Origin of the sequence: Rhizobium cauense (assembly GCF_019511525.1) — a bacterium.
Lineage (GTDB): Bacteria > Pseudomonadota > Alphaproteobacteria > Rhizobiales > Rhizobiaceae > Rhizobium > Rhizobium cauense.
The window spans coordinates 1-19,789 of record NZ_JAEUAT010000018.1; the positions used below are offsets into that span (position 1 = coordinate 1).

Consider the following 19,789-nt stretch of genomic DNA (forward strand, 5'->3'; position numbering starts at 1 on the left):
GGGTTTTAGCTTACTAAAGCCCCAGCATCCGCCGGTTGGCCGCCTGGTCCGTACCACCTGCTGCGAAGTCGTCGAACGCCTTCTCGGTGACGCGAATGATGTGCGCCTTGACGAACTCGGCGCCTTCACGTGCGCCGTCCTCCGGATGCTTCAGCGCGCATTCCCATTCGACCACGGCCCAGCCGTCGAAGTTGTTGGCCGTCATCTTCGAGAAGACAGCGCCGAAATCGACCTGTCCGTCGCCGAGCGAACGGAAGCGTCCGGCACGCTCGACCCAGCCTTGATAACCGCCGTAAACGCCCTGGCGGCCGGTTGGATTGAACTCTGCATCCTTGACGTGGAACATCTTGATCCGGTCTTTGTAGATGTCGATGTTGTCGAGGTAGTCCAGGCACTGCAGGATGTAGTGCGACGGATCGTAGAGCATGTTGGCGCGCGGATGGTTCTTCACGCGCTCAAGGAACATCTCGAAGGTGATGCCGTCATGCAGGTCTTCGCCCGGATGGATCTCGTAGCAAACGTCGACGCCGTTTTCGTCGGCATGATTGAGGATCGGCGTCCAGCGGCGGGCGAGTTCATCGAAGGCGGTCTCGACGAGACCGGCCGGGCGCTGCGGCCACGGATAGATGAACGGCCAGGCAAGCGCGCCGGAGAAGGTCGCATGCGCCTTGATGCCGAGATGCTTCGAGGCCGTCAGCGCCATCTTCACCTGCTCGACAGCCCACTCCTGGCGAGCCTTCGGATTGCCGCGCACCTCAGGAGCTGCAAAGCCGTCGAAGGCTTCGTCATAGGCCGGATGCACGGCGACGAGCTGGCCCTGGAGATGGGTCGAGAGCTCGGTGATTTCGACGCCGTTCTGGCGCGCGACGCCGGCAAACTCGTCGCAATAGTCCTTCGAGGATGCCGCCTTCTTGAGGTCGATCAGCTGGCTCGCCCAGGTCGGAACCTGCACGCCTTTGTAGCCGATATCGGCTGCCCATTTGGTGATCGAATCCCACGAGTTGAAAGGCGCTGTATCGCCAGCGAACTGTCCAAGGAACAGGCCCGGACCCTTGATCGTTTTCATGTCAATTCCTCCCTAAAAGATGACCGTAAACGTTTCTGGTAGTGTTCTAGCACGCGATTTGAAGTCTGCAAGCCGATTTAGGCGAAACTGCAAATTTGCCCCACTGGGCGGAAATCGAAGGCGGCCGACTTAACCACGGCCTGTTCCGGGCTGCAAGATGTACGTACCGCATTTCTCCTGCCATCTTGCAGCGATTGTGGCGATGGACATAGCTTCGTGCCGTGCTACTGTCTTGTAACCAGGAGGGTGGCGCATGACGCGGCGTCTGGCAGCAATCTTGGATGCTGATGTTGTCGGCTTTTCCCGGCTGATGGGCCTTGACGAAACCGGCACCTTTGCCACGCTGAAAACCCACAACAGCGAAGTCATCGTCCCCAGCATCGAAAAACATCATGGCCGTGTCGTCAAATTTGTCGGTGACGGCACGCTGGCGGAGTTTTCGAGCGTCGTCGATGCCGTTGGCTGCGCCATGGATATTCAGAGAGCACTGCTTCGGCGCAATGAGTCCATCAAGGCTGACAAGCGCATGTTGTGGCGGATCGGCATCCACGTGGACGATGTGCTTGTCGAGGACAACGACATCTTCGGAGACGGAGTGAACCTCGCCGCGAGCCTGCAGGCGCTGGCACCACCCGGAGGGATCTGTATCTCGCAGCAGGTCAACGACCAGATCCGGTCCAAGCTGGATTTCAGGGCAGTCGATTTCGGCAACAGGAGATTGAAGAACATCGAGCGACCGATCCGAGTGTGGCGATGGACGGCCGAAGAAAACGAGCAGCCGCAATCGACCGCAGGGTCGAGGGCCGAGGCCACGTCGCGACTGCGCAACCGACCTTCGATCGCTGTGCTTCCGTTCACCAATATGTCGAGTGTTGAAGGGCAGGAGCATTTCTCCGACGGCTTCACCGATGAGCTGATCGGAACGCTGGCACGCTGCCGCTGGCTTTTGGTCGCCGCAAGAAACTCGTCCTTCAGCTACAAGGGGCGCAAACCCAATGTCCGCCAGGTCGCGGAAGACCTTGGCGTCAAGTACGTGCTCGAAGGCAGCGTGCGCCGAGCAGCCGATCGGGTTCGGATCAGCGCGCAGCTGCTGAACGGCACGGATGGCACGCTGCTCTGGGCGGAACGTTACGACCGAACCCTGGCTGACATCTTCGACGTCCAGGACCAGCTCGCATCGGAGATCACCGGCACCATAGAGCCGGAACTGGATTCCATCGAGTTCGCCGCGCTTCGCGGACGCGCCGTATTCGACATGGATGCCTGGGAAATCTACCTCAAGGGCCTCTGGCATCTTTACAGGTTCACTCTTGATGAATTGAAGACCGCCAGGACGCTTTTCGAGCAGGCGATCAGTATCGACCCGACGTTCGCGCAAGCGCAGGCCCGACTTGCCTATGTTCACATTCAGCTCGGCTGGTACGGCCCCCTCGATGAGCGAGCCGAACGAATCTGCGAGGCGATTGACCTTGCGGAGCGGGCGATTGCACTCGATCCGAAAGAGCCGGCTGCGCATCTTGCCCTCGGCAGGGCGCTCGCGCTTGATGGTGCGACCGAAGCCGGCCTTGCGCACCTGCGCAACGCATTGCAGCTCGATCAGAGTTTCGCGCAGGCTCACTTCGCGCTCGGGCAGGTGCTCTGCTACGTCGATCGCCCCGCGGAAGGCATTGACGAGGTCAAGGAGGCGTTCCGGCTCAGTCCTCGCGACCCACATCTTTGGACCTTCCATAACATTGTCGCGCTTGCGAACTATCAGTTGGGCAACATGGCGGAGGCGACCAAAGCAGCGCGCGCATCGCTCCATTCACCGAATGCCACGTTCTGGCCAGCGATCTTCCTGGCTGCGGCTCTCGGAAGCCAAGGAGAATCGGCCGAGGCAAGAGAGGCGATTTCCAGGCTTCATCGCTTCCGACCGGGCATGACCTGTGCCGACGCCCGGCGAGAATTCTATTTCGGCGACAATCCTGTCATGACCGTCACCTTCATCGACCGCTGCATCGCGGATCTTGCCAGTGCCGGCCTGCCCGACTAGCAAGCGGCGACATCAAAAGGCGCCCGTCCTTTCGAACGGGCGCCGCATTACACTTTTTCAGATCAGAACGGAGAATCCGGGAAGTAGAAGTCCTTGGCGTTGTCCTTCGTGACGAGCGTTGCGTCGAGGACGAAGGTGCCGCGAACCGGAACCTGGTCGTAAAGGCCAGCTGCCGTCAGTTCCATGGCCGTGCCAACCATTGCCGGCGGATAGAGAACGTCGACCGGGATCATCTTGTCGCCGTCCATGACCTTCTTGATCATGTCCTTGGAGCCGGCGCCGGCGACGACATACTTGATGTCGGTACGCTTGGCCTGCTCGATCGCCTGCAGCACGCCGACAGCCATGTCGTCATCCTGGCACCATACAACGTCGATCTTCGGGTACTTCGTCAGGTAGTCCTGCATGACCTTGAAGGCATCGTCGCGGTTCCAGTTGCCGTACTGGCGGTCAAGAACCTTGACCTTGGAGCCGGCAATACCCTTGTCGAAGCCGTCCTGGCGCTGCTGATCGATCGGAATCGGCAGACCGCGGATGACGACGACTTCGGCGTCCGGCGTCTGCGCTGCGATGTACTTGCCGGCAACTTCGCCGAGCGCCGGGTTGTTACCAGCAACATAGAGGTCGCGAACACTGTCATCATTGGTCGACGGGGCACGGTCGACGAGCGCGACGTACTTGCCCTTGTTCTTGACTTCCTTGATGGCGTTGACGAGCGGATCCGGATCCGACGGCAGGATGACAAGTGCATCGATGCCCTGCGTATCAAGGTCCTGCACGGCGTTGGCCTGGCTAGCGGCATCAGGCGAAGTCTTGACGATGACGTTCAGGCCAGGATGCTCTTCCATCAGCTTCTTGGCCACACGCTCAGCGTGGAAGACGACGCCCGAGGTCCAGCCATGGTCAGCGGCCGGAATGGACACGCCAATGGTGAACTTCTTGTCCTGTGCGTATGCGGTACCCGCCAGCGTGACGGCCGCAACCGCAAGACCCAACATGAGTTTGCGCATTCTATTTCCTCCCAATAAACGTCAGGGACTTTTCCTACCCGTCAACCGGACGCCCTGTGATCCCGGCCAATTCCTGGAGCCAGTCCGCTTACGCTTTGCGGACCAGCGAGCGCTGCACCAGCATGGCGATGATGATGATCGCACCCTGGATCGCACCGATGAGATATTCGCTGATGAAGTTCGACAGCAGCATGATGTTGCCGACGAGCTCAAGAATGAAAGCACCGCAGATCGTGCCCCAGACGCGGCCGGCGCCGCCCTTGAGCGCCGTGCCGCCGACGACGACGGCGGTGATCGCCTGCAACTCCCAGAGAATGCCTGTTGTTGCAGAGGTCGAGCCGAGGCGCGGCACATAGAGCAGCACGGCGATGGCAACGCAGAGCCCCTGGATGACGAAGGCGATCGTGCGTACGCGATTGACCGCAATGCCGGAGTAACGCGCCACGTCACTGTTGGAGCCGACAGCGACGACATGGCGACCGTAGCGCGTGCGGTAAAGAATGAAGGCAGCCACTGCCGTGACTGCCAGGATCACGACAATCGGCACCGGCACACCAAGGATGCTGCCGAAATAGGCCGGACGGTAAAGCGTCTGAATATCAGGGGAGCGCAGCGTGATCGCGCCGCCTTGGCTGAGCCAGGTCGTCAGGCCGCGATAGATACCCATGGTGCCGAGCGTGGCGATGAAAGGCTCGATCCGGCCAACAGTGGTGATCAGACCATTGGCAAGCCCGCAGAGCGCACCGGCAACGAGCGTGAAAACGGCCGCAGCGGCCAACATCAACGTCGGATCAGCGATCACGCCTGAATTCATCAGCAAAATCATCAGGCTGGCGACGAATGCCACCATGGAGCCAACGGAAAGGTCAAGATCGCCTGCCGAAATCACGAAAGTCGCACCGACGGCGATAATGGCGATGAACGCGCAGCGCGTCGCGACATTGGCGAGGTTGGTGATGCCGATAAAGTTCGGGTTGACCAGAGCGCCGACAATCAGCAGCAGGATCAGGGCAGCAAAAGGCGCGACGGCCCTGAGATCGATATCCCGCCAGGGGCGACGCCTGATTTCCCTGGTCTCCTCGTTCACGCTCATTTCCAAACCAACCTCCCGCCCCTTATTTGATGGGCATCATACCTGCACGGCGTGCCGGGCACAGCCGCTCCCGCCAGCGTCAGGCGGCCTTTTTCTTCAATCCGGCTGCATAGCGCATGATCTCCTGCTCGGAGATCTCGTCGCCCTCGAGGACGCCGACGATCCGCCCCTCACGCATCACGGCGACGCGTGTGCAGAGACCGATCACCTCAGGCATCTCCGAGGAGACAACAATGATGGATCGGCCGTCGCGCGCCAGCGCCGAGATGAAATGATAAATCTGCTGCTTGGTACCGACATCGATCCCGCGCGTCGGCTCGTCGATGATGATAATCTCGGGCTCGGTCTCCATGACCTTGGCAAGCAGCAGCTTCTGCTGGTTGCCGCCCGACATGCGTCCGGCAACGATGTTGGTGTCGCGAACGCGGATATCGAAGCGCCGCCGCGCCTTGGCAAGCGCCTTCGCCTCGCTGCTCGGGCTGAGATAGCCGTGCCGCGAATGCTGATTGAGCGACTGCAGCGTCAGATTGGTCATCATGCCGGAGCGCAGCAACAAGCCTTTCGACTTGCGATCTTTCGTCATGTAGGCAAGCCCGGCACCGTTGGCGGCATGCACGTCGCCCGACGGCACGGTCTCGCCGCGAATGACGACTTCGCCCGATACGCGCGCCCGCAGTCCGGCAATCGCCTCCATCAACTCCGTCCGACCGGAGCCGATCATGCCGGAGAAGCCGATGATCTCACCCTTGCGGACCTCGAAGCTCGCATCCTGGACGTAGCCGGTCGAAACACCTTCGACGCGGAGGACGACTTCTTCGTCGACATTGGGCTCGACCTTCGTGGGGTAAAGGCTTGAAAGCTCGCGTCCGACCATCAGTTGGGCGATGGATTCGCCGTCTAGCATCGCCGTTGGCGCTGTCTTGACCCACTGGCCATCGCGCAACACGGTCACCCGGTCGGTGATCTCCATGACCTCGTCGAGCTTGTGGGATACGAAGATGAAGCTCGTCCCGCTGTCGCGCAGCTTGCGCACCTGTCGGAACAGGAAATTCGTCTCTTCGCGCGACAGCACTGCCGTCGGCTCGTCCATGATGACGACACGGGCATCGCGGCTGATGGCCTTGGCGATTTCCACCATCTGCTTGTCGGCGATCGACAATGTGCCGATGATGGCATTCTCGTCGACGTGCGAACCGAGCAAATCGAGTGCCTTGCGGGTCTCGGCGCGCATATATTTGCGGTCGAGCACGCCAAAACGCGTGACTTCGCGACCGAGGAAAAGGCTCTCCGTGACCGTCAGATGCTCGGCGAGATTGAATTCCTGGTGGATGAGAACGATGCCCAGCGCTTCTGCCGCGCCATTGGCCGGCAGGACGACCGGTTTGCCGTCGAGCAAAATCTCGCCGGAACTCGGCTGCTCAAAACCCGACATGACCTTGACGAGAGTCGACTTGCCCGCGCCGTTTTCGCCCATGAGAGCATGAATCTCACCGGCACGCAGATCGAAATTGACACTGAAGAGGACTTGCACGCCGCTGAACGACTTGCATATGCGCCGCGCGGACAACACCACGGGCGCGGCGTCGGCAGAATCCACACTCATTGACTGATTTCCTCCCTGCGGCTCCCATCCGCTTGAAGCCATATGTAAACCTTTACACGACCGATGTAAAGGTTTACATCACTGTTACACACAGATCTGCAGGTCGCAGCGTTTGACCTGCGGGCAAGTCTGTGTAGTGTCGCGGCGAAGGCATCCCAAGGCAGGACGCAGTGTCGAATTCCACGCCCGCAACCATAGAAGACGTCGCTCGGATAGCCGAGGTTTCGATCGCGACGGTATCGCGGGCGATCCACACGCCGGAGAAGGTCGCCAACTCCACGCGGCTCAAGGTCAACCAGGCGATCGCTATCACCGGCTACACGACCAACGCCATGGCCCGCAGCCTGCGGCTCGGCCGGTCGAACATGATTCTGGTGGTTGCCCCTGATATCGGCGACCCGAACTTTTCCAATATTCTTGTCGGCCTGGAGAACGAAGCGCGCGCCCATGGCTACGGCATTCTGATCGGCCACACGCAGAACGATGCGCAGCGCGGCCTCGAATATCTGAAATTCCTGAATTCAAACCAGGCCGCCGGGCTGATCCTCTTTACTGGCATCCTGCCCTTTGGCCATCAGACGATGACGGCTCGCTTGCCGCCGAGCGTCGGCGTCTTCGAGCCGGTCTTTAACGGTGGCATCCCCTATGTCGGCGTCGATGACGTTGAGGGCGCCAGAAAGGCGGTCGACCTGCTGCTCGCCGAGGGCCATCGCAAGATCGCCTTCATCGGCGATTCGCGCACGCGCCTCGCCTACAGCCGGCGTCGGCAAGGCTATGACGCGGGGCTCGATGCAGCGGGCGTCGCGCCCGACATGCGCATCGTTCTCGAAGGCGACGGGACACTGGAAAGCGGCCGCCACGCGGTCGAGCAGCTTTTCATGCGCGACACACTGCCGACGGCCTTCATGTGCGTCAACGACCAGACGGCGATCGGCGTGATGATCGGCCTCAACGCTCGCGGCTACGATATCCCGAGCGACTTCTCGGTGACCGGCTTCGACGACGTGCCCCAGGCCGTCTTCATGTCACCGCCGCTGACCACTATCCGCCAACCGCGGACATTGATTGGCAAGCAGGCGATGGCCCTGTTGCTCGAATTTCTTTCCGACGGTCAGCCTGCGGAGACCGAAATCCTGCTGCGTCCGGATCTGGTGGTGCGCAATTCCGTTGGCGCCCCGTCACGGCGATGGACGAAGCGCTGATATCAGCAGGTCAGATCATCGCCGAGGCGGCGATCATTTCACCGGCTTGAACACCCACTTCACCACGTATTCGCCGCTTCGTTTCATCTTGGTTTTCGTCTTGACCTGAACCGGCCCGCCAAGAGCAGCTTCAGCGGCCTCGAATGCCTGTCGAGCCTCGGCCATTGCCCTGTGATAGGCGCTGTTGTCACGCTTGGGGCTATCGGCTACGGCCTGCACCAGGGCGGTCCAATCACGCTCTTTGTCGTCCATGAGTCGACCTCCCGTTTGGCTACAAGGACGCTCTACGCTCGCTGGCGGACACCATGCAAGTCAGAACGGCCCTACTCGACAAATCCAAATATCGGGCCGAACCCCCCATGCCAGGACTTGTCGTCGCGTCCAAGGACCGGACTGTAGAGCCCGACGCCCCTGCCACCATCGAGAAACAGCGCATTGGGGCACTTCAAATGATCGCGGAATAGCCGTGCAAAATCATGAAAATTCACCCTGCCTTCGCTGAGCGCGAAGCGTATCGCGCCATCGCTGCAGATGCCGACGCCGCTCCGGCGCGTCCGGTCTGTCGATCCGACGATAAAGATCGGGTTCAACCTGTTGCGGATGACAAGCATCGGGCCAGACTGCGTGGCGAAACGGACCGCAGGGCGGCGCTTCAGGAATTCCTGTGTCGGAAGGATCCCGGCGCCCGCGTCATCGAGAAAGAAGACACCATTCGGTCGTTTGTAGAAATTCGGCACAGGACCGGTGGCCGGCCCATCGCTCGGCGCGCGGTTAACAGGCCGCAATTCTCGGCCGTCCTCAACGTACAGCCCTATCGGCGAAAAGTCGGGCAGATACATGCCCGCATTGACCGCAAACGCCAGGGTCTTTCCCTTGCCGCGCGCGGCCTCGGCGACGCCGGAAAAATCGCGATAAGGCGCTCCATCTGCGTTCTTCCAGAACAAGCGGAGACCGTCTGTTCCTTTCTCGACGGTGCATACGACATAGGCTTCGTCCTCGAAGGTGTCCTGCACACAAGGAGCAGCCGCGGCCGCCCCCGTAGCCGTCGCGGCGGCCAGCATCGCTACCCCGGCAAGCATACCCAGTCTGAGAGAACTCATCGCAGCCATGCCCTTTCCTTCTAATCGCAGTCGGCTGCCCGCAAACCGCTCAGCGCCGGCAACCTATCTCGCCCCAAGCGTCGAAGCCACTGCCCCGCGCTTTGCGGCGATCAACAAAAAGGCCGGGAAACCTTCGTTCCCCGGCCTTCTCCTCCACAATCAACCGCCGATCAGACGTAACGGTTGACGATGTTTTCGAGCAGTTCCTGCTTGCCGGACTTCGGCTGCGGGTTGATGTCCTTGGCTTCGACCCACTCGGCGATCTGCTCGAGCGAGTATTCGCCGCGAGCGAGCTTCTGGCCTTCGGCCGAATCCCAGCCGGCGTAGCGGGCATCGAGCGGACCGGACAGAGCCTTGTCCTCGATCATCTTCGCAGCAGCCTTGAGACCGCGGGCGCAGGCGTCCATGCCGCCGATATGGCCGATCAGCAGATCTTCCGGATCGAGCGACTGGCGGCGCAGCTTGGCGTCGAAATTGGTGCCACCGGTCGTGAAGCCGCCGCCCTGCAGGACCTGGTAGTAGGCGAGCGCCATTTCAGGAACGTTGTTCGGGAACTGGTCGGTATCCCAGCCGGACTGGTAGTCGTTGCGGTTCATGTCGATCGAACCGAAGATACCGAGCGCGTTGGCGAGCGCCAGCTCGTGCTCGAAGGAGTGGCCGGCGAGGATCGCATGGCCCTGCTCGATGTTGACCTTCACTTCGTTTTCGAGGCCGTGGTTCTTGAGGAAGCCATAGACCGTCGCGACGTCGTAGTCGTACTGGTGCTTGGTCGGCTCCTGCGGCTTCGGCTCGATGAGGATCGTGCCCTTGTAGCCGATCTTGTGCTTGTACTCGACGACGAGGTTGAGGAAGCGGCCGAGATGGTCGAGTTCCTTCTTCAGGTCGGTGTTGAGCAGGGTTTCATAGCCTTCGCGGCCGCCCCAGAGAACATAGTTGGCGCCGCCGAGCTTGGCCGTGGCGTCCATGCAGGTCTTAACCGTCGCGGCGGAGTAGGCGAAAACATCCGGATCCGGGTTGGTCGCGGCGCCCGACATGAAGCGGCGGTTGGAGAAGAGGTTCGCCGTACCCCAGAGCAGCTTGACGCCTGATGCAGCCTGCTTTTCGGCGAAGTAGTCGACGATCTCGTTCAGGTTCTTGGTGTTTTCAGCGAAGTTCTTGCCTTCGGGGCGCACGTCGGCGTCGTGGAAGCAGTAGAACGGCGCGTCGAGAATCTGGAAGAGCTCGAACGCGACGTCAGCCTTCAGCTTGGCGGCCTTCATCGTGTCTTCGAACCAGGGGCGCAGGAAGGTCCGTCCGCCGAAGGGATCGCCGCCCTCCCAGGCAAACGTGTGCCAGTAGGCAACGGCAAAGCGCAGGTGATCTTCCAGGCGCTTGCCGAGAACGACTTCGTCCTTGTTGTAGTGGCGGAAGGCGAGCGGATTGGTGCTCTCGGGGCCTTCGTACTTGATCTTCTGGATGTCGCCGAAAAATCCGGTGCTCATCTCATGTCTCCTCAGGTTTCGAATTGTTGTTCTGGGTTCAGTGCTGCAGCGATTTGATCGCCGGGTAGAGAGCGCGGTAGCGCTTGTAGGCATCTTCGTAGGCGCCAGAGAGCGCCGCGACGGGCTCGATCGTGCCAGCCGTCTTCGGCGGCGTGCAGACGGAAACCGGATCGGCGCCTGTTGCCGCGATCAGGCCGAGGCGTGCTGCACCGAACGCCGCGCCGAAGTCGCCATCGGCAGGCAGGTCGACGGGAACACCGAGCGCGGTTGCGATCGAGGCAAGCCAGTAGCGCGAGCGCGAACCACCGCCGATTGCCGTGACGCGGGAAATATCAGTGCCAGCAGAGCGCAGCGCTTCCAGATTGTCGCGGATGGCGAAGGACACGCCTTCGAGAACCGCCTGTGTCAGCACCACACGGCTACTCTCATGCTCGAGCCCGATGAACGCGCCGCGAATGACAGCATCGTTGTGCGGCGTACGTTCGCCGGAGAGATAGGGAAGGAAGGTGACGCCGGAGGGCGTCTTCAGCGTTTCGCCGAGTTCGGTGGTCAGGTCCGCCGCCGACTTTCCGGTGACGCTGGAATGCCAGTTCAGCGCGTCCGTCGCAGAAAGAATGACGCCCATCTGGTGCCAGGTATTGGGCAGCGCGTGGCAGAAGGCGTGCACGGCACTCTCAGGCTTCGGCAGATAAGCAGCATTGGCGGCGAACAGAACGCCCGAGGTGCCGAGCGACACAAAAGCCGCGCCGTCGCTGACCGTGCCCATGCCGCACGCGGACGCCGCGTTGTCCCCGGCCCCGCCGGCAACGACGACGCTTCCCGTGATGCCCCACTTGCCGGCCAGCTCGCCGCGCAGCTTGCCGCCCTGCTCCGTGCCTTCGATCAGGCGAGGCATCTGCTTTTCATCAAGACCGGTCGCTGCAAGCAGCTCCGAAGACCATTTGCGCTTGCCGGTGTCGAGCCAGGACGTGCCGGCCGAATCCGACATCTCGGAGATGTGCTCGCCGGTCAGCCAGAGACGCAGGTAGTCCTTCGGCAGCAGCACCTTGGCAACCTTGGCGAAAATCTCCGGCTCATGCTTGGCAACCCAGGCAAGCTTCGGTGCGGTGAAGCCGGGGAAAACGATGTTGCCGGTCAGCTTGCGGAAGCGCGGATCAGCATCCAGCGCAGCCGCTTCGACGTAGGAGCGCGTATCGTTCCAGAGAATGCAGGGGCGCAGCACCTTGTCGTCGGCGTCGAGCAGCGTCGCACCGTGCATCTGGCCGGAGAGACCGATACCCTTCACGGCGGCAAGTTCCTTGGGGTGCTTTGCCTTCAGCCCGGCAACCGCCTCTTCCGTCGCGCGGATCCAGTGCGAGGGCTCCTGCTCCGACCAGCCGGAATGCGGGCGCGAAACGTCGAGCGAACCATTGGCCGAGCCGATGATCTTCTGATCGCCGTCGATCAACATGGCTTTGACGCCGGAGGTTCCGAGATCCAGACCCAGATACATGTGTTTCTCCCTTTGCCGTTACGGCAGATTGTCTTTTAGAAAAATGTCGAGGCGGATGCGTTCCTGCGCCTCGATGACGGCAAGCCCGTCCGCCTTCGCCTTCAGGACGCGGATAGCACTGCGCACTTCGTGCCCGGCATCCTGGTTCAGAATTGCGTCAATCGTGCCGTCGAGCAGCGCCGCGCGCGTATGGGTCGTCAGCTCGTGGGCAACGACCGTCAGCGACCGATCGACGGCCTTTTCCTTCAGCGCCCTGATCAGGCCGCGATTACCGGCACCGAGGCTGTAGACCCCGATGATATCGCCTTTCTTCGACAGCGCGTCCGCGACCAGCATATGCGCCATTTCAGGATCGTCGCGGCCTTCGATGACAGGCAGAATGGAAAGCGATGGAAACTCCGCCGCGATGACGGCGGCAAAGCCCTCGAGGCGTTCGCGATGGTCGCGCACCAGCATAGAACCGGCAAGTACCGCGATCTCTCCCTTGGCGCCTCCGAGGAACCGCCCGAGCAGCCGTGCGGCAGTACGGCCGGCAGCGATGTTGTCGACACCTGCATAGTGGTGGCGCTGCGAACCGGTGAGATCCGAAACCAGCGTGACGACGGGAATGCCGTCTTTCACCAACCGGTCGACGACATCGCGCACCTCGGGGGCGTCGGTCGCGACAAGCGCGATTCCGGCAGGCCGTTCCTCGCCAAGCTCATTCAGAACCTTGACGAGCGCCGCAGGATCGAACGCCGGCACCTCAAGCGTGCGGATCGCCGTTCGCTCCACGGACGAGCGCGCGATGGCGGCGCGCACCTCGTCGTTCAGTCCATGCATGAAGGAATTGTCGCTCGCCGGCAGGATGAAGACCAGCGGATAGGTCCGGCCCTTCGCGAGGTTTGCGGCAGCAACGTCCCTGACATAGCCGATCTCGCGAATGGCGTTCTCGACCTTCTCGCGCGTCACATGGCGCACACCCGGACGCCGGTTCAAAACCCGGTCGACGGTTGCCAGGCTGACGCCTGCCGCAGCAGCGATATCGTGGACTGTTGGCCTCATCTCTCCTCCTGATGAGACCTTTAGCTCCAAATTTGATGTACGTAAATCAAAATCTGCAAACGTTTCCGTTCACGTCAGATCTTTGTGCAAAAACAAAGGCCGACCCGGTTTCCTGGATCGGCCTTCAGCATTGATTTGAAAGACTATTCAGTGGCCGCCGCCACCGCCGCCTCCGCCCTGCGGCGCGGGCTTATCGAGCATTGCGACGCCGAGGATCATAGCGAGGAAAAGCACGGTCAACAGCAGGAAGACGTCACTGAAGGCGAGGACGACAGCCTGCTTCGTTGCCAGTCCGACCATCTGCTTGATCGCGACCGCTGCGCCATCCATGCCGTAGGTATTGAAGTTCGCTGCCATGTTGTTCATCTGGTCGATCGCGGCGGGATTTCCCCAATCGATATTCTCGCGCAACCGCTCGTAATGAACGTCCTGCCGGTTCGTCAGCACCGTGTTGATAATCGCCAGCCCCACCGCACCGCCGAGGTTGCGGGTCAGGTTGAAGAGGCCGGACGCGCCGCGCATTCGCGCTGGCGGCATGGTTCCAAGTGCGATGTTGTTGATCGGCACCATACACATCATCAGCCCGAAGCCGCGGAATATCTGCGGAATGAAGAGCTCGTAGAAATCCCAGTCCTGGGTCAGATGCGTCATGATGTAGGTACCGGCCGCGAAGCTGGCAAAGCCGATCACCATCATCAGCCGCAAGTCCATCTTCGCCGACAGCTTTCCGGCAATCGGAGCCGTAAAGAACATCGCCAGGCCCGAGACAAACATGGTCTCGCCGATCATCAGCGAATCGTAGCCGCGGATACGCCCGAGATAGACGGGATAAATGTAAGTCAGCCCGTAAAGGCCGATACCCATGACGAACGAGAACACCGAGCCGAAGGCGAAGTTCCGGTTCGTGAAAGCCCTCAGGTCGACAACCGGGAACTCCACGGTGAAGGCCCTATAAAAGAAGACGACGGCAGCAACGGCAGAGGCGATCGCGCCCATGAAGATATAGCTGTCGTTGAACCAGTCGTTGGAATTGCCCTCTTCCAGCACATACTCAAGCGCGCCGAGGAAAACGCCCATCGACAACAGGCCCCACCAATCGAACTTCTTGATCAGGGAGAATTCCGGCTTGTCGAAATCGATGAAATTCCACGTGACGATCGTCACGGCAATGCCGGGAATGATATTGACCAGGAACAGCCAGTGCCAGGAGAAAGCGTGACTGAGATAACCGCCGACGGTCGGGCCGATCGTCGGTGCGAGCGTGGCTATCAGGCCGATGATCGGCGACACGATGCTGCGCTTCGACGGCGGAAAGATCGTGAAGGCGGCTGCAAAGACCGATGGAATCATGCCGCCGCCAATGAAGCCCTGGATGGCGCGATATACAATCATCTGATCGATGCTCGTCGCCGTCGCGCAGAGCGCGCTCGCCAACGTGAAGCCGGCCGCAGAGGCCGCAAACAGATATCGCGTCGAGACGATGCGCGCCAAGGTCCCTGACAGCGGAATCATGATGACTTCGGCAATCAGATACGAGGTCTGCACCCAGCCGATCTCGTCCGAGCCGGCGCTAAGGCCTGCCTGGATTTCGGCAAGCGATGCCGACACGATCTGGATGTCGAGGATCGACATGAACATGCCAAGGACCATCGCGAAAAACGCGATGAGCTTGCGTGGGTCCATCTGGTCCGCGGCCGCCGGGGCGACCGGGACTGTTCCAACTGTTGCGCTGCCGGCCATGGGCCTACCTCGTCAGGATATTACTTGCCGGCTTCCGGCGCCGTGCGGGTGTCGACGTCGACGACGACGCTGAGGCCGGCACGCAGACGGCCGCTGTCGAGAGCGTCCTGCGGCAACGCGATACGAACCGGCACGCGCTGGATGATCTTCGTGAAGTTGCCCGTGGCGTTTTCCGGAGGCAGCAGCGAGAAGACCGAACCGGATGCCGGCGAGATAGACTCGACGGTTCCGACGATCGGATGATCGTCATAGGCATCGACATGCACGTTGACCTTCGAACCCGGAACCAGATGCTGGATCTGCGTCTCCTTGAAGTTCGCGTCGATATAGAGCTGGCGGACCGGGACGAGTGCCATCAGGCGTTGGCCGGGCGAAACGAGGTCGCCTTCTTGCACAGAACGGTTGCCGACGACACCGTCATAAGGTGCCTTCAGAATCGTGAAGGAGAGATCGCGAGCAGCCTTGTCGCGAGAAAGCTCGAGCTGGCGGATCGTGCTTTCAGCTTCGCGGCGCTGTGCCTGCAGCAGCGTGATATTCGCATGCGCGGATGCGATTGCGGCATTGCCGCCGACGAGGTTCGCCTTTGCCTGATCGAGCGCGATATTTGCAGCATCAAGGTTGGCGGTGGTACCGACCGACTTCGATTGCAGTTCGGCAGCGCGAGTCTGGGTGATCTGAGCGCCGCGAACAGTGGCTTCGAGAGCCGCCTTCTGGGCCTCCGCCTGATCCAGACTTGCCTGGCCGCCAGCAATCTGCGCATCGATGCGCTGTAGCGAGAGCTTTTCGGTTTCAAGCGAGGCGATCGCCTGATCGAGAGCCAACTTGTAGTCGCCGTCGTCGAGCGTTGCCAGAACATCGCCCGCCTTGACCTGCTGGTTGGCGACGACATTCACCTTGGCGACATAGCCGGTAACCTTCGGCGAGATCGTCGCGATGTCGCCTTCGATATAGGCATCATCAGTCGAGACAAGGAAACGACCCGTCGTCCACCAGTCGTAACCGTACCAGCCAGCGCCGGCGAGAAGCGCAAGGCCGATGATCGGCAATGCGAAGCCACGCTTTTTCTTCTGCGCGGCAGGAGCCGGCTTTGTATCGGCGGGGGCTTGCGGCGCGTGCGGTGCTTCCGCGGCAGGAACTGCTGCTTCCTGAGCCTTGCCCTCGGTCTCAGCGGTCTCGCTGACGATGCGGGCAACATTGGCTTTTGGACTGGACGACATGGACGGATACCGATAAATCGAGTGAAATTTAATCGAACCGAACGGTTCGGTTCAGTTGACATAGAGCCTTTTTACATTCATATCAAGACGTATCGAACCACCCGGTTCGATTTTATTAACGAAACGTTCGCAGATGCGAATATGGTTAAGGAGCGATGACAGAGCTTTCCGATACGCGCGCAGACGAGTCTCCTTCTACGGGCGGCCGATGGGCCGCGGGTGAAGACCCCGCAAAGCGCAAGCAAATTCTCGACGGTGCCCGCCGCGTTTTCATGAAACTCGGCTTCGATGCCGCGAGCATGAACGATGTAACGCGCGAAGCCGGGGTGTCAAAGGGAACGCTCTATGTCTACTTCGCCAACAAGGAAGAGCTTTTCACCGCAATGATGGAGAGCGAGCGGGCGGCCTTCGTCGCCAGCGTTCGCAACGCTCTGACGGAATCGAGTGACGTCGATGTGGCGCTGCACGACTTCGGCATCACCTTCATCCGCCATATCACCGACGATAAAGTCATCAATGCCATGCGCACAGTGATCGGCGTACGCGACCGCATGCCTCACCTCTGTCAGCAATTCTTCACCGGCCCGGAGAACATCAGGACGGTCTTGAAGGACTTCCTGACGAGCCAGATCGAAGCTGGACGGTTTGAGATCGACGACATCGAACTTGCCGCGCGCCAATTCCTCGAACTCTGCAGCGGAAGCTTCTTCAAACTGCGCCTGTTCGGCGATATGGACGCCCCGCCGCCGCGCGAGGAGATGGATCGCGTGGTCAACGGCGCCATCCGCGTCTTCACCGCGGCCTATGGCACCAGGAAGCAATCGTAAACACGACCGCTACGGAGCTCGAATGCTCACGACCTGACGGAAATCTCCTCGCCCATCGAGGAATAAAAGTCATCTTGCTTTCGTATATCCCCTTGCGCGCTTGCCAAGGCGAGCCGCGTCCGTACATTGCGAGCGTCAGTTTAGGTGGCGCAAGGGGATAAACGCCGATGCAAGACATCATGATGCTCGTTCAGGACCCGGCCGCTTGGGTGGCCCTCATCACCCTCGTGGTGATGGAAGTAGTCCTCGGGATCGACAACCTCATCTTCATTTCGATTCTTACCAACAAGCTGCCGCCCGAGCACCGCGAGAAGGCACGCAAGATCGGCATCGGCCTTGCGCTTGTCATGCGCCTCGCCCTTCTCGGTACCGTCGCCTGGATCGTAAAGCTCACGACGCCGGTCTTCGAACTGTTCGGCCACGGCTTCTCCTGGAAGGATATGATCCTGATCGCCGGCGGCCTCTTCCTGCTCTGGAAGGCAACCAAGGAAATTCACCACAACGTCGATCCGGTCGATCACAACGAGGATTTCATCGGGACGGCAGCGACGGCCGGCTTTACAGCCGCCATTGGCCAGATCCTTTTGCTCGATCTCGTCTTCTCCGTCGACAGCATCATCACTGCGGTAGGCATGACCCCGCACCTGCCGATCATGGTGGTCGCCGTTATCGCCGCAGTTACCGTCATGTTGGTCGCCGCAACGCCGCTTGCGAACTTCATCGAGAAGAACCCCACCATCGTCATGCTGGCCCTCGCCTTCCTGATGATGATCGGCACGACCCTGATCGCCGAAGGCATGGGCTTCCATGTGCCAAAGGGCTACGTCTACGCGGCCATGGCCTTCTCGGCGCTGGTCGAGATCCTCAACATGTTCGCCCGCAACGCGCGTCAGCGAAAGAAGTCCGGCGGACACTAGCCTTTGACCAAATCGGAGCGCGGCTGCATTTGCCGCGCTCCTAGAGCATGTCCCCCAGGCTCCAGTGATTGCTCCAACGGGCGTCGATCTCGTCATCGACATTCTGGTAGCGGATATCCGTCGATAACCTGATCCGGTTCGCAGCGCTTTGATTTGTGGTCGAGGCGTGGATCATATAGGGGCTATGCAGCACGACGTCGCCGGCCTCGTAGTCGGCAATAAGCCAGCGCGCGTCGAAACGGTCTGCCATCTCAGGAAGATCCTTGGAAACCCAACCTCCCTCGGTCATGTTGCGGTTGAAGGCACTGATCCTTTCTTCAGCAGACAGGTCGAGGCTGTTCCTGGCAAACTCCTCCTCCATGCGAACACCGATGGCATGAGATCCCTCGAGGTAGACGAGCCCGCCCATGTCGGCCGGCGTGTCGCCTATCGGTATCCAGGCGGTCACGAGCCGGCTGGTGCCGCCGCGCAGATAGACAAGATCGTAGTGAGCAGGGGTCGCTGTCGTCGTATCGGGTTGGGTAAAGCGCATGATCTTGCGTTTGTGTAGGTAGGAAATCCCGCGGAGGAACTCGTCCATGAACTGCGCAAGCCGCGGCTGCGCGCAAAAGCCTTCAAACGCGACCGAGCGGACAATCGACATGAGGATGCGGTCGGCGTAGCCACGATCCAATCCGCCAGGCGCGGACAGGCCGACAGTCGGATCTGAACCGGCTTCGATGAGACCGGCACGCGCAAGATGCGCAAAAACCCACCCGCGAAACGCATTCACCGCTTCAGGATCAAGAAAACCCTTCAACCAGACATAGCCCTGTTCGCGATAGAGCTTGCGGACCGCCTCCACGCCAATCAACGGATCGGTCGGAACGAGCGCGCCCATCCGGTTTGCAGCTGTCGACAGCACTTTCCCATTGGCGACGAGACCGGTCGCCGGCGCCAGTGCGGGCTGCTGGTCCAGGGCAAGACTTGACATTTCGATCACTCCCAAAACGAAATAGCTGCGCCAATCTCGTTCACAGAAAAGAAATTGGCCATGGACAGAAAGAATGCATGGACTTTTCGCTCATGAATGACGCCCCGATCGCTCTCTATCGGTCTCGCCCAGCAGGTGCGACGGCGCTCGCCGTCACGGGGTTTGGCCGGCAACGCATCGAAACACGCATTGCCAACCGCCGGCTGCCAGTGCACGCGGTTGTGCTTGTGGAAGCCGGGCACGGGACGGTGCAGACACCCGCGGCAGGCGTCCAGGAAATCAACGGTCCTTCGCTCTTCTGGCTGCCCGCCGGGACGCTGCATTCCTATGGACCGACCCAAGGTGAAAGCTGGGAGGAGCGATGGGCACTCTTCGAGGGCACGCTGATGGCCGATCTGATTGACCGTCGCCTGATCTCAACGGCAGCACCGGTGGTGCGGCTTCATAACCTTCGCGAGATGCTGCATCTCTTCGGCACTCTCCATTTGGACGTTGCCTCTGGCGATCCGCTCAGCCTCGCATCGGCGTCAGCGACGCTTCATCGCGTTGCCGTCCAATGCGCCCGCCAGGCAAGCACACGGAGGCACGATGTCGACGAGACCGGGGTCGAGCAGGCTATCGACGCGTTGCAGCGGCGCGCCTTCGAGCCGACCGACATGAACGCTCTTGCCGTGGAATTCGGGATGTCCCCCGCGACGTTGCGGCGGCGTTTCCAGGCCGCCGTCGGGCTGTCTCCGAAGGCCTTCCAGTTGCGCCTTCGCGTCGATCGCGCCAAGGAATTGCTGGCGGCGTCCGACCTCTCGATCGAGGCAATCTCGCACGTGGTCGGGATCGACGACGCATTCTATTTTTCGCGATTGTTTCAGGATCGCGAGAACTGTTCGCCGAGCGAGTTTCGCCGCCAGCACCGCCGATCCTAGGCCGAGGCTGATCGTGACAATGCATTCGACTGGCAAAGTCAGTGAAAACGGCTAGTTTGCTCCAAAACGCGG

The 19,789-nt window shown here is 60.8% G+C and carries 17 protein-coding genes; 5 read left to right on the plus strand and 12 right to left on the minus strand.

All coding sequences use genetic code 11. The features are described from left to right. Positions 1-13 precede the first annotated feature (13 nt). A complete protein-coding gene (locus JNB88_RS25850; RefSeq protein ID WP_220357951.1) occupies positions 14-1,066 on the minus strand; it encodes a sugar phosphate isomerase/epimerase family protein in 1,053 nt (350 codons plus the stop codon). Between the two features lie 253 nt (positions 1,067-1,319). Here JNB88_RS25850 and JNB88_RS25855 point away from each other — a divergent pair, with 253 nt between their 5' ends. Then, positions 1,320-3,098 (plus strand): adenylate/guanylate cyclase domain-containing protein, encoded by a 1,779-nt coding sequence (locus tag JNB88_RS25855; protein ID WP_220357952.1) that lies wholly within the window; start codon positions 1,320-1,322, stop codon positions 3,096-3,098. A gap of 62 nt (positions 3,099-3,160) precedes the next feature. Here JNB88_RS25855 and JNB88_RS25860 read toward each other — a convergent pair whose 3' ends face one another. The 3 genes from JNB88_RS25860 to JNB88_RS25870 all read right to left on the minus strand — a co-directional run bounded on the left by JNB88_RS25860 (position 3,161) and on the right by JNB88_RS25870 (position 6,804). Next, complete coding sequence (locus tag JNB88_RS25860; RefSeq protein ID WP_220357953.1) at positions 3,161-4,108, minus strand: substrate-binding domain-containing protein; 948 nt, start codon at positions 4,106-4,108, stop codon at positions 3,161-3,163. An 88-nt stretch (positions 4,109-4,196) separates the two neighbouring features. Then, complete coding sequence (locus tag JNB88_RS25865) at positions 4,197-5,201, minus strand: ABC transporter permease (protein WP_220357954.1); 1,005 nt, start codon at positions 5,199-5,201, stop codon at positions 4,197-4,199. A 79-nt stretch (positions 5,202-5,280) separates the two neighbouring features. Further along, a complete protein-coding gene (locus JNB88_RS25870; RefSeq protein ID WP_220357955.1) occupies positions 5,281-6,804 on the minus strand; it encodes a sugar ABC transporter ATP-binding protein in 1,524 nt (507 codons plus the stop codon). 170 nt (positions 6,805-6,974) lie between these two features. Here JNB88_RS25870 and JNB88_RS25875 point away from each other — a divergent pair, with 170 nt between their 5' ends. Continuing rightward, entirely contained in the window at positions 6,975-8,006 is a 1,032-nt protein-coding gene (locus JNB88_RS25875) for a LacI family DNA-binding transcriptional regulator (RefSeq protein WP_220357956.1), read from the plus strand. A gap of 33 nt (positions 8,007-8,039) precedes the next feature. On the opposite strand, the gene JNB88_RS25880 is transcribed toward JNB88_RS25875, so the two are convergent. From JNB88_RS25880 to JNB88_RS25910, 7 genes are all read right to left on the minus strand, one after another. Next, the gene (locus tag JNB88_RS25880; protein WP_220357957.1) at positions 8,040-8,258 is read right to left on the minus strand and encodes a hypothetical protein; all 219 of its coding nucleotides are present in this window, start codon (positions 8,256-8,258) and stop codon (positions 8,040-8,042) included. Positions 8,259-8,329: 71 nt separating this feature from the next. Next, the gene (locus JNB88_RS25885) at positions 8,330-9,106 is read right to left on the minus strand and encodes a phosphodiester glycosidase family protein (protein ID WP_220358050.1); all 777 of its coding nucleotides are present in this window, start codon (positions 9,104-9,106) and stop codon (positions 8,330-8,332) included. 170 nt (positions 9,107-9,276) lie between these two features. Further along, positions 9,277-10,587, minus strand: a complete 1,311-nt coding sequence (xylA, locus tag JNB88_RS25890; protein WP_037133388.1) for a xylose isomerase — start codon at positions 10,585-10,587, stop codon at positions 9,277-9,279. 37 nt (positions 10,588-10,624) lie between these two features. Then, positions 10,625-12,079 carry a xylulokinase gene (xylB, locus tag JNB88_RS25895; protein ID WP_220357958.1) on the minus strand — a complete coding sequence of 485 codons (1,455 nt, stop codon included), beginning with the start codon at positions 12,077-12,079 and terminating at the stop codon, positions 10,625-10,627. An 18-nt stretch (positions 12,080-12,097) separates the two neighbouring features. Next, positions 12,098-13,123 carry a LacI family DNA-binding transcriptional regulator gene (locus tag JNB88_RS25900; protein ID WP_220357959.1) on the minus strand — a complete coding sequence of 342 codons (1,026 nt, stop codon included), beginning with the start codon at positions 13,121-13,123 and terminating at the stop codon, positions 12,098-12,100. A gap of 147 nt (positions 13,124-13,270) precedes the next feature. Continuing rightward, on the minus strand, positions 13,271-14,863 hold the full coding sequence (locus JNB88_RS25905) for a DHA2 family efflux MFS transporter permease subunit (protein ID WP_220357960.1): 1,593 nt from the start codon (positions 14,861-14,863) through the stop codon (positions 13,271-13,273). Between the two features lie 20 nt (positions 14,864-14,883). Continuing rightward, positions 14,884-16,080 carry an HlyD family secretion protein gene (locus tag JNB88_RS25910; RefSeq protein ID WP_220357961.1) on the minus strand — a complete coding sequence of 399 codons (1,197 nt, stop codon included), beginning with the start codon at positions 16,078-16,080 and terminating at the stop codon, positions 14,884-14,886. Between the two features lie 155 nt (positions 16,081-16,235). Between JNB88_RS25910 and JNB88_RS25915 the strand changes: the two genes are divergently transcribed. Together JNB88_RS25915 and JNB88_RS25920 are read left to right on the plus strand one after the other, a co-directional pair. After that, positions 16,236-16,907, plus strand: a complete 672-nt coding sequence (locus JNB88_RS25915) for a TetR/AcrR family transcriptional regulator (protein WP_220357962.1) — start codon at positions 16,236-16,238, stop codon at positions 16,905-16,907. Between the two features lie 167 nt (positions 16,908-17,074). Further along, entirely contained in the window at positions 17,075-17,824 is a 750-nt protein-coding gene (locus JNB88_RS25920) for a TerC family protein (RefSeq protein WP_220357963.1), read from the plus strand. Between the two features lie 40 nt (positions 17,825-17,864). Here JNB88_RS25920 and JNB88_RS25925 read toward each other — a convergent pair whose 3' ends face one another. Beyond that, positions 17,865-18,797, minus strand: a complete 933-nt coding sequence (locus tag JNB88_RS25925) for a phytanoyl-CoA dioxygenase family protein (protein ID WP_220357964.1) — start codon at positions 18,795-18,797, stop codon at positions 17,865-17,867. Between the two features lie 92 nt (positions 18,798-18,889). On the opposite strand from JNB88_RS25925, the gene JNB88_RS25930 reads away from it, so the two are divergent. Then, complete coding sequence (locus JNB88_RS25930; protein WP_220358051.1) at positions 18,890-19,717, plus strand: helix-turn-helix domain-containing protein; 828 nt, start codon at positions 18,890-18,892, stop codon at positions 19,715-19,717. Positions 19,718-19,789 lie beyond the last annotated feature (72 nt).

Bases quoted from the DNA above. Each gene is read 5' to 3' on its own strand.
- JNB88_RS25850 (WP_220357951.1), bottom strand. From the start codon at position 1,066: ATGAAAACGATCAAGGGTCCGGGCCTGTTCCTTGGACAGTTCGCTGGC.
- JNB88_RS25855 (WP_220357952.1), top strand. From the start codon at position 1,320: ATGACGCGGCGTCTGGCAGCAATCTTGGATGCTGATGTTGTCGGCTTT.
- JNB88_RS25860 (WP_220357953.1), bottom strand. From the start codon at position 4,108: ATGCGCAAACTCATGTTGGGTCTTGCGGTTGCGGCCGTCACGCTGGCG.
- JNB88_RS25865 (WP_220357954.1), bottom strand. From the start codon at position 5,201: ATGAGCGTGAACGAGGAGACCAGGGAAATCAGGCGTCGCCCCTGGCGG.
- JNB88_RS25870 (WP_220357955.1), bottom strand. From the start codon at position 6,804: ATGAGTGTGGATTCTGCCGACGCCGCGCCCGTGGTGTTGTCCGCGCGG.
- JNB88_RS25880 (WP_220357957.1), bottom strand. From the start codon at position 8,258: ATGGACGACAAAGAGCGTGATTGGACCGCCCTGGTGCAGGCCGTAGCC.
- JNB88_RS25885 (WP_220358050.1), bottom strand. From the start codon at position 9,106: ATGAGTTCTCTCAGACTGGGTATGCTTGCCGGGGTAGCGATGCTGGCC.
- xylA (WP_037133388.1), bottom strand. From the start codon at position 10,587: ATGAGCACCGGATTTTTCGGCGACATCCAGAAGATCAAGTACGAAGGC.
- xylB (WP_220357958.1), bottom strand. From the start codon at position 12,079: ATGTATCTGGGTCTGGATCTCGGAACCTCCGGCGTCAAAGCCATGTTG.
- JNB88_RS25900 (WP_220357959.1), bottom strand. From the start codon at position 13,123: ATGAGGCCAACAGTCCACGATATCGCTGCTGCGGCAGGCGTCAGCCTG.
- JNB88_RS25905 (WP_220357960.1), bottom strand. From the start codon at position 14,863: ATGGCCGGCAGCGCAACAGTTGGAACAGTCCCGGTCGCCCCGGCGGCC.
- JNB88_RS25910 (WP_220357961.1), bottom strand. From the start codon at position 16,080: ATGTCGTCCAGTCCAAAAGCCAATGTTGCCCGCATCGTCAGCGAGACC.
- JNB88_RS25915 (WP_220357962.1), top strand. From the start codon at position 16,236: ATGACAGAGCTTTCCGATACGCGCGCAGACGAGTCTCCTTCTACGGGC.
- JNB88_RS25920 (WP_220357963.1), top strand. From the start codon at position 17,075: ATGCAAGACATCATGATGCTCGTTCAGGACCCGGCCGCTTGGGTGGCC.
- JNB88_RS25925 (WP_220357964.1), bottom strand. From the start codon at position 18,797: ATGTCAAGTCTTGCCCTGGACCAGCAGCCCGCACTGGCGCCGGCGACC.
- JNB88_RS25930 (WP_220358051.1), top strand. From the start codon at position 18,890: ATGAATGACGCCCCGATCGCTCTCTATCGGTCTCGCCCAGCAGGTGCG.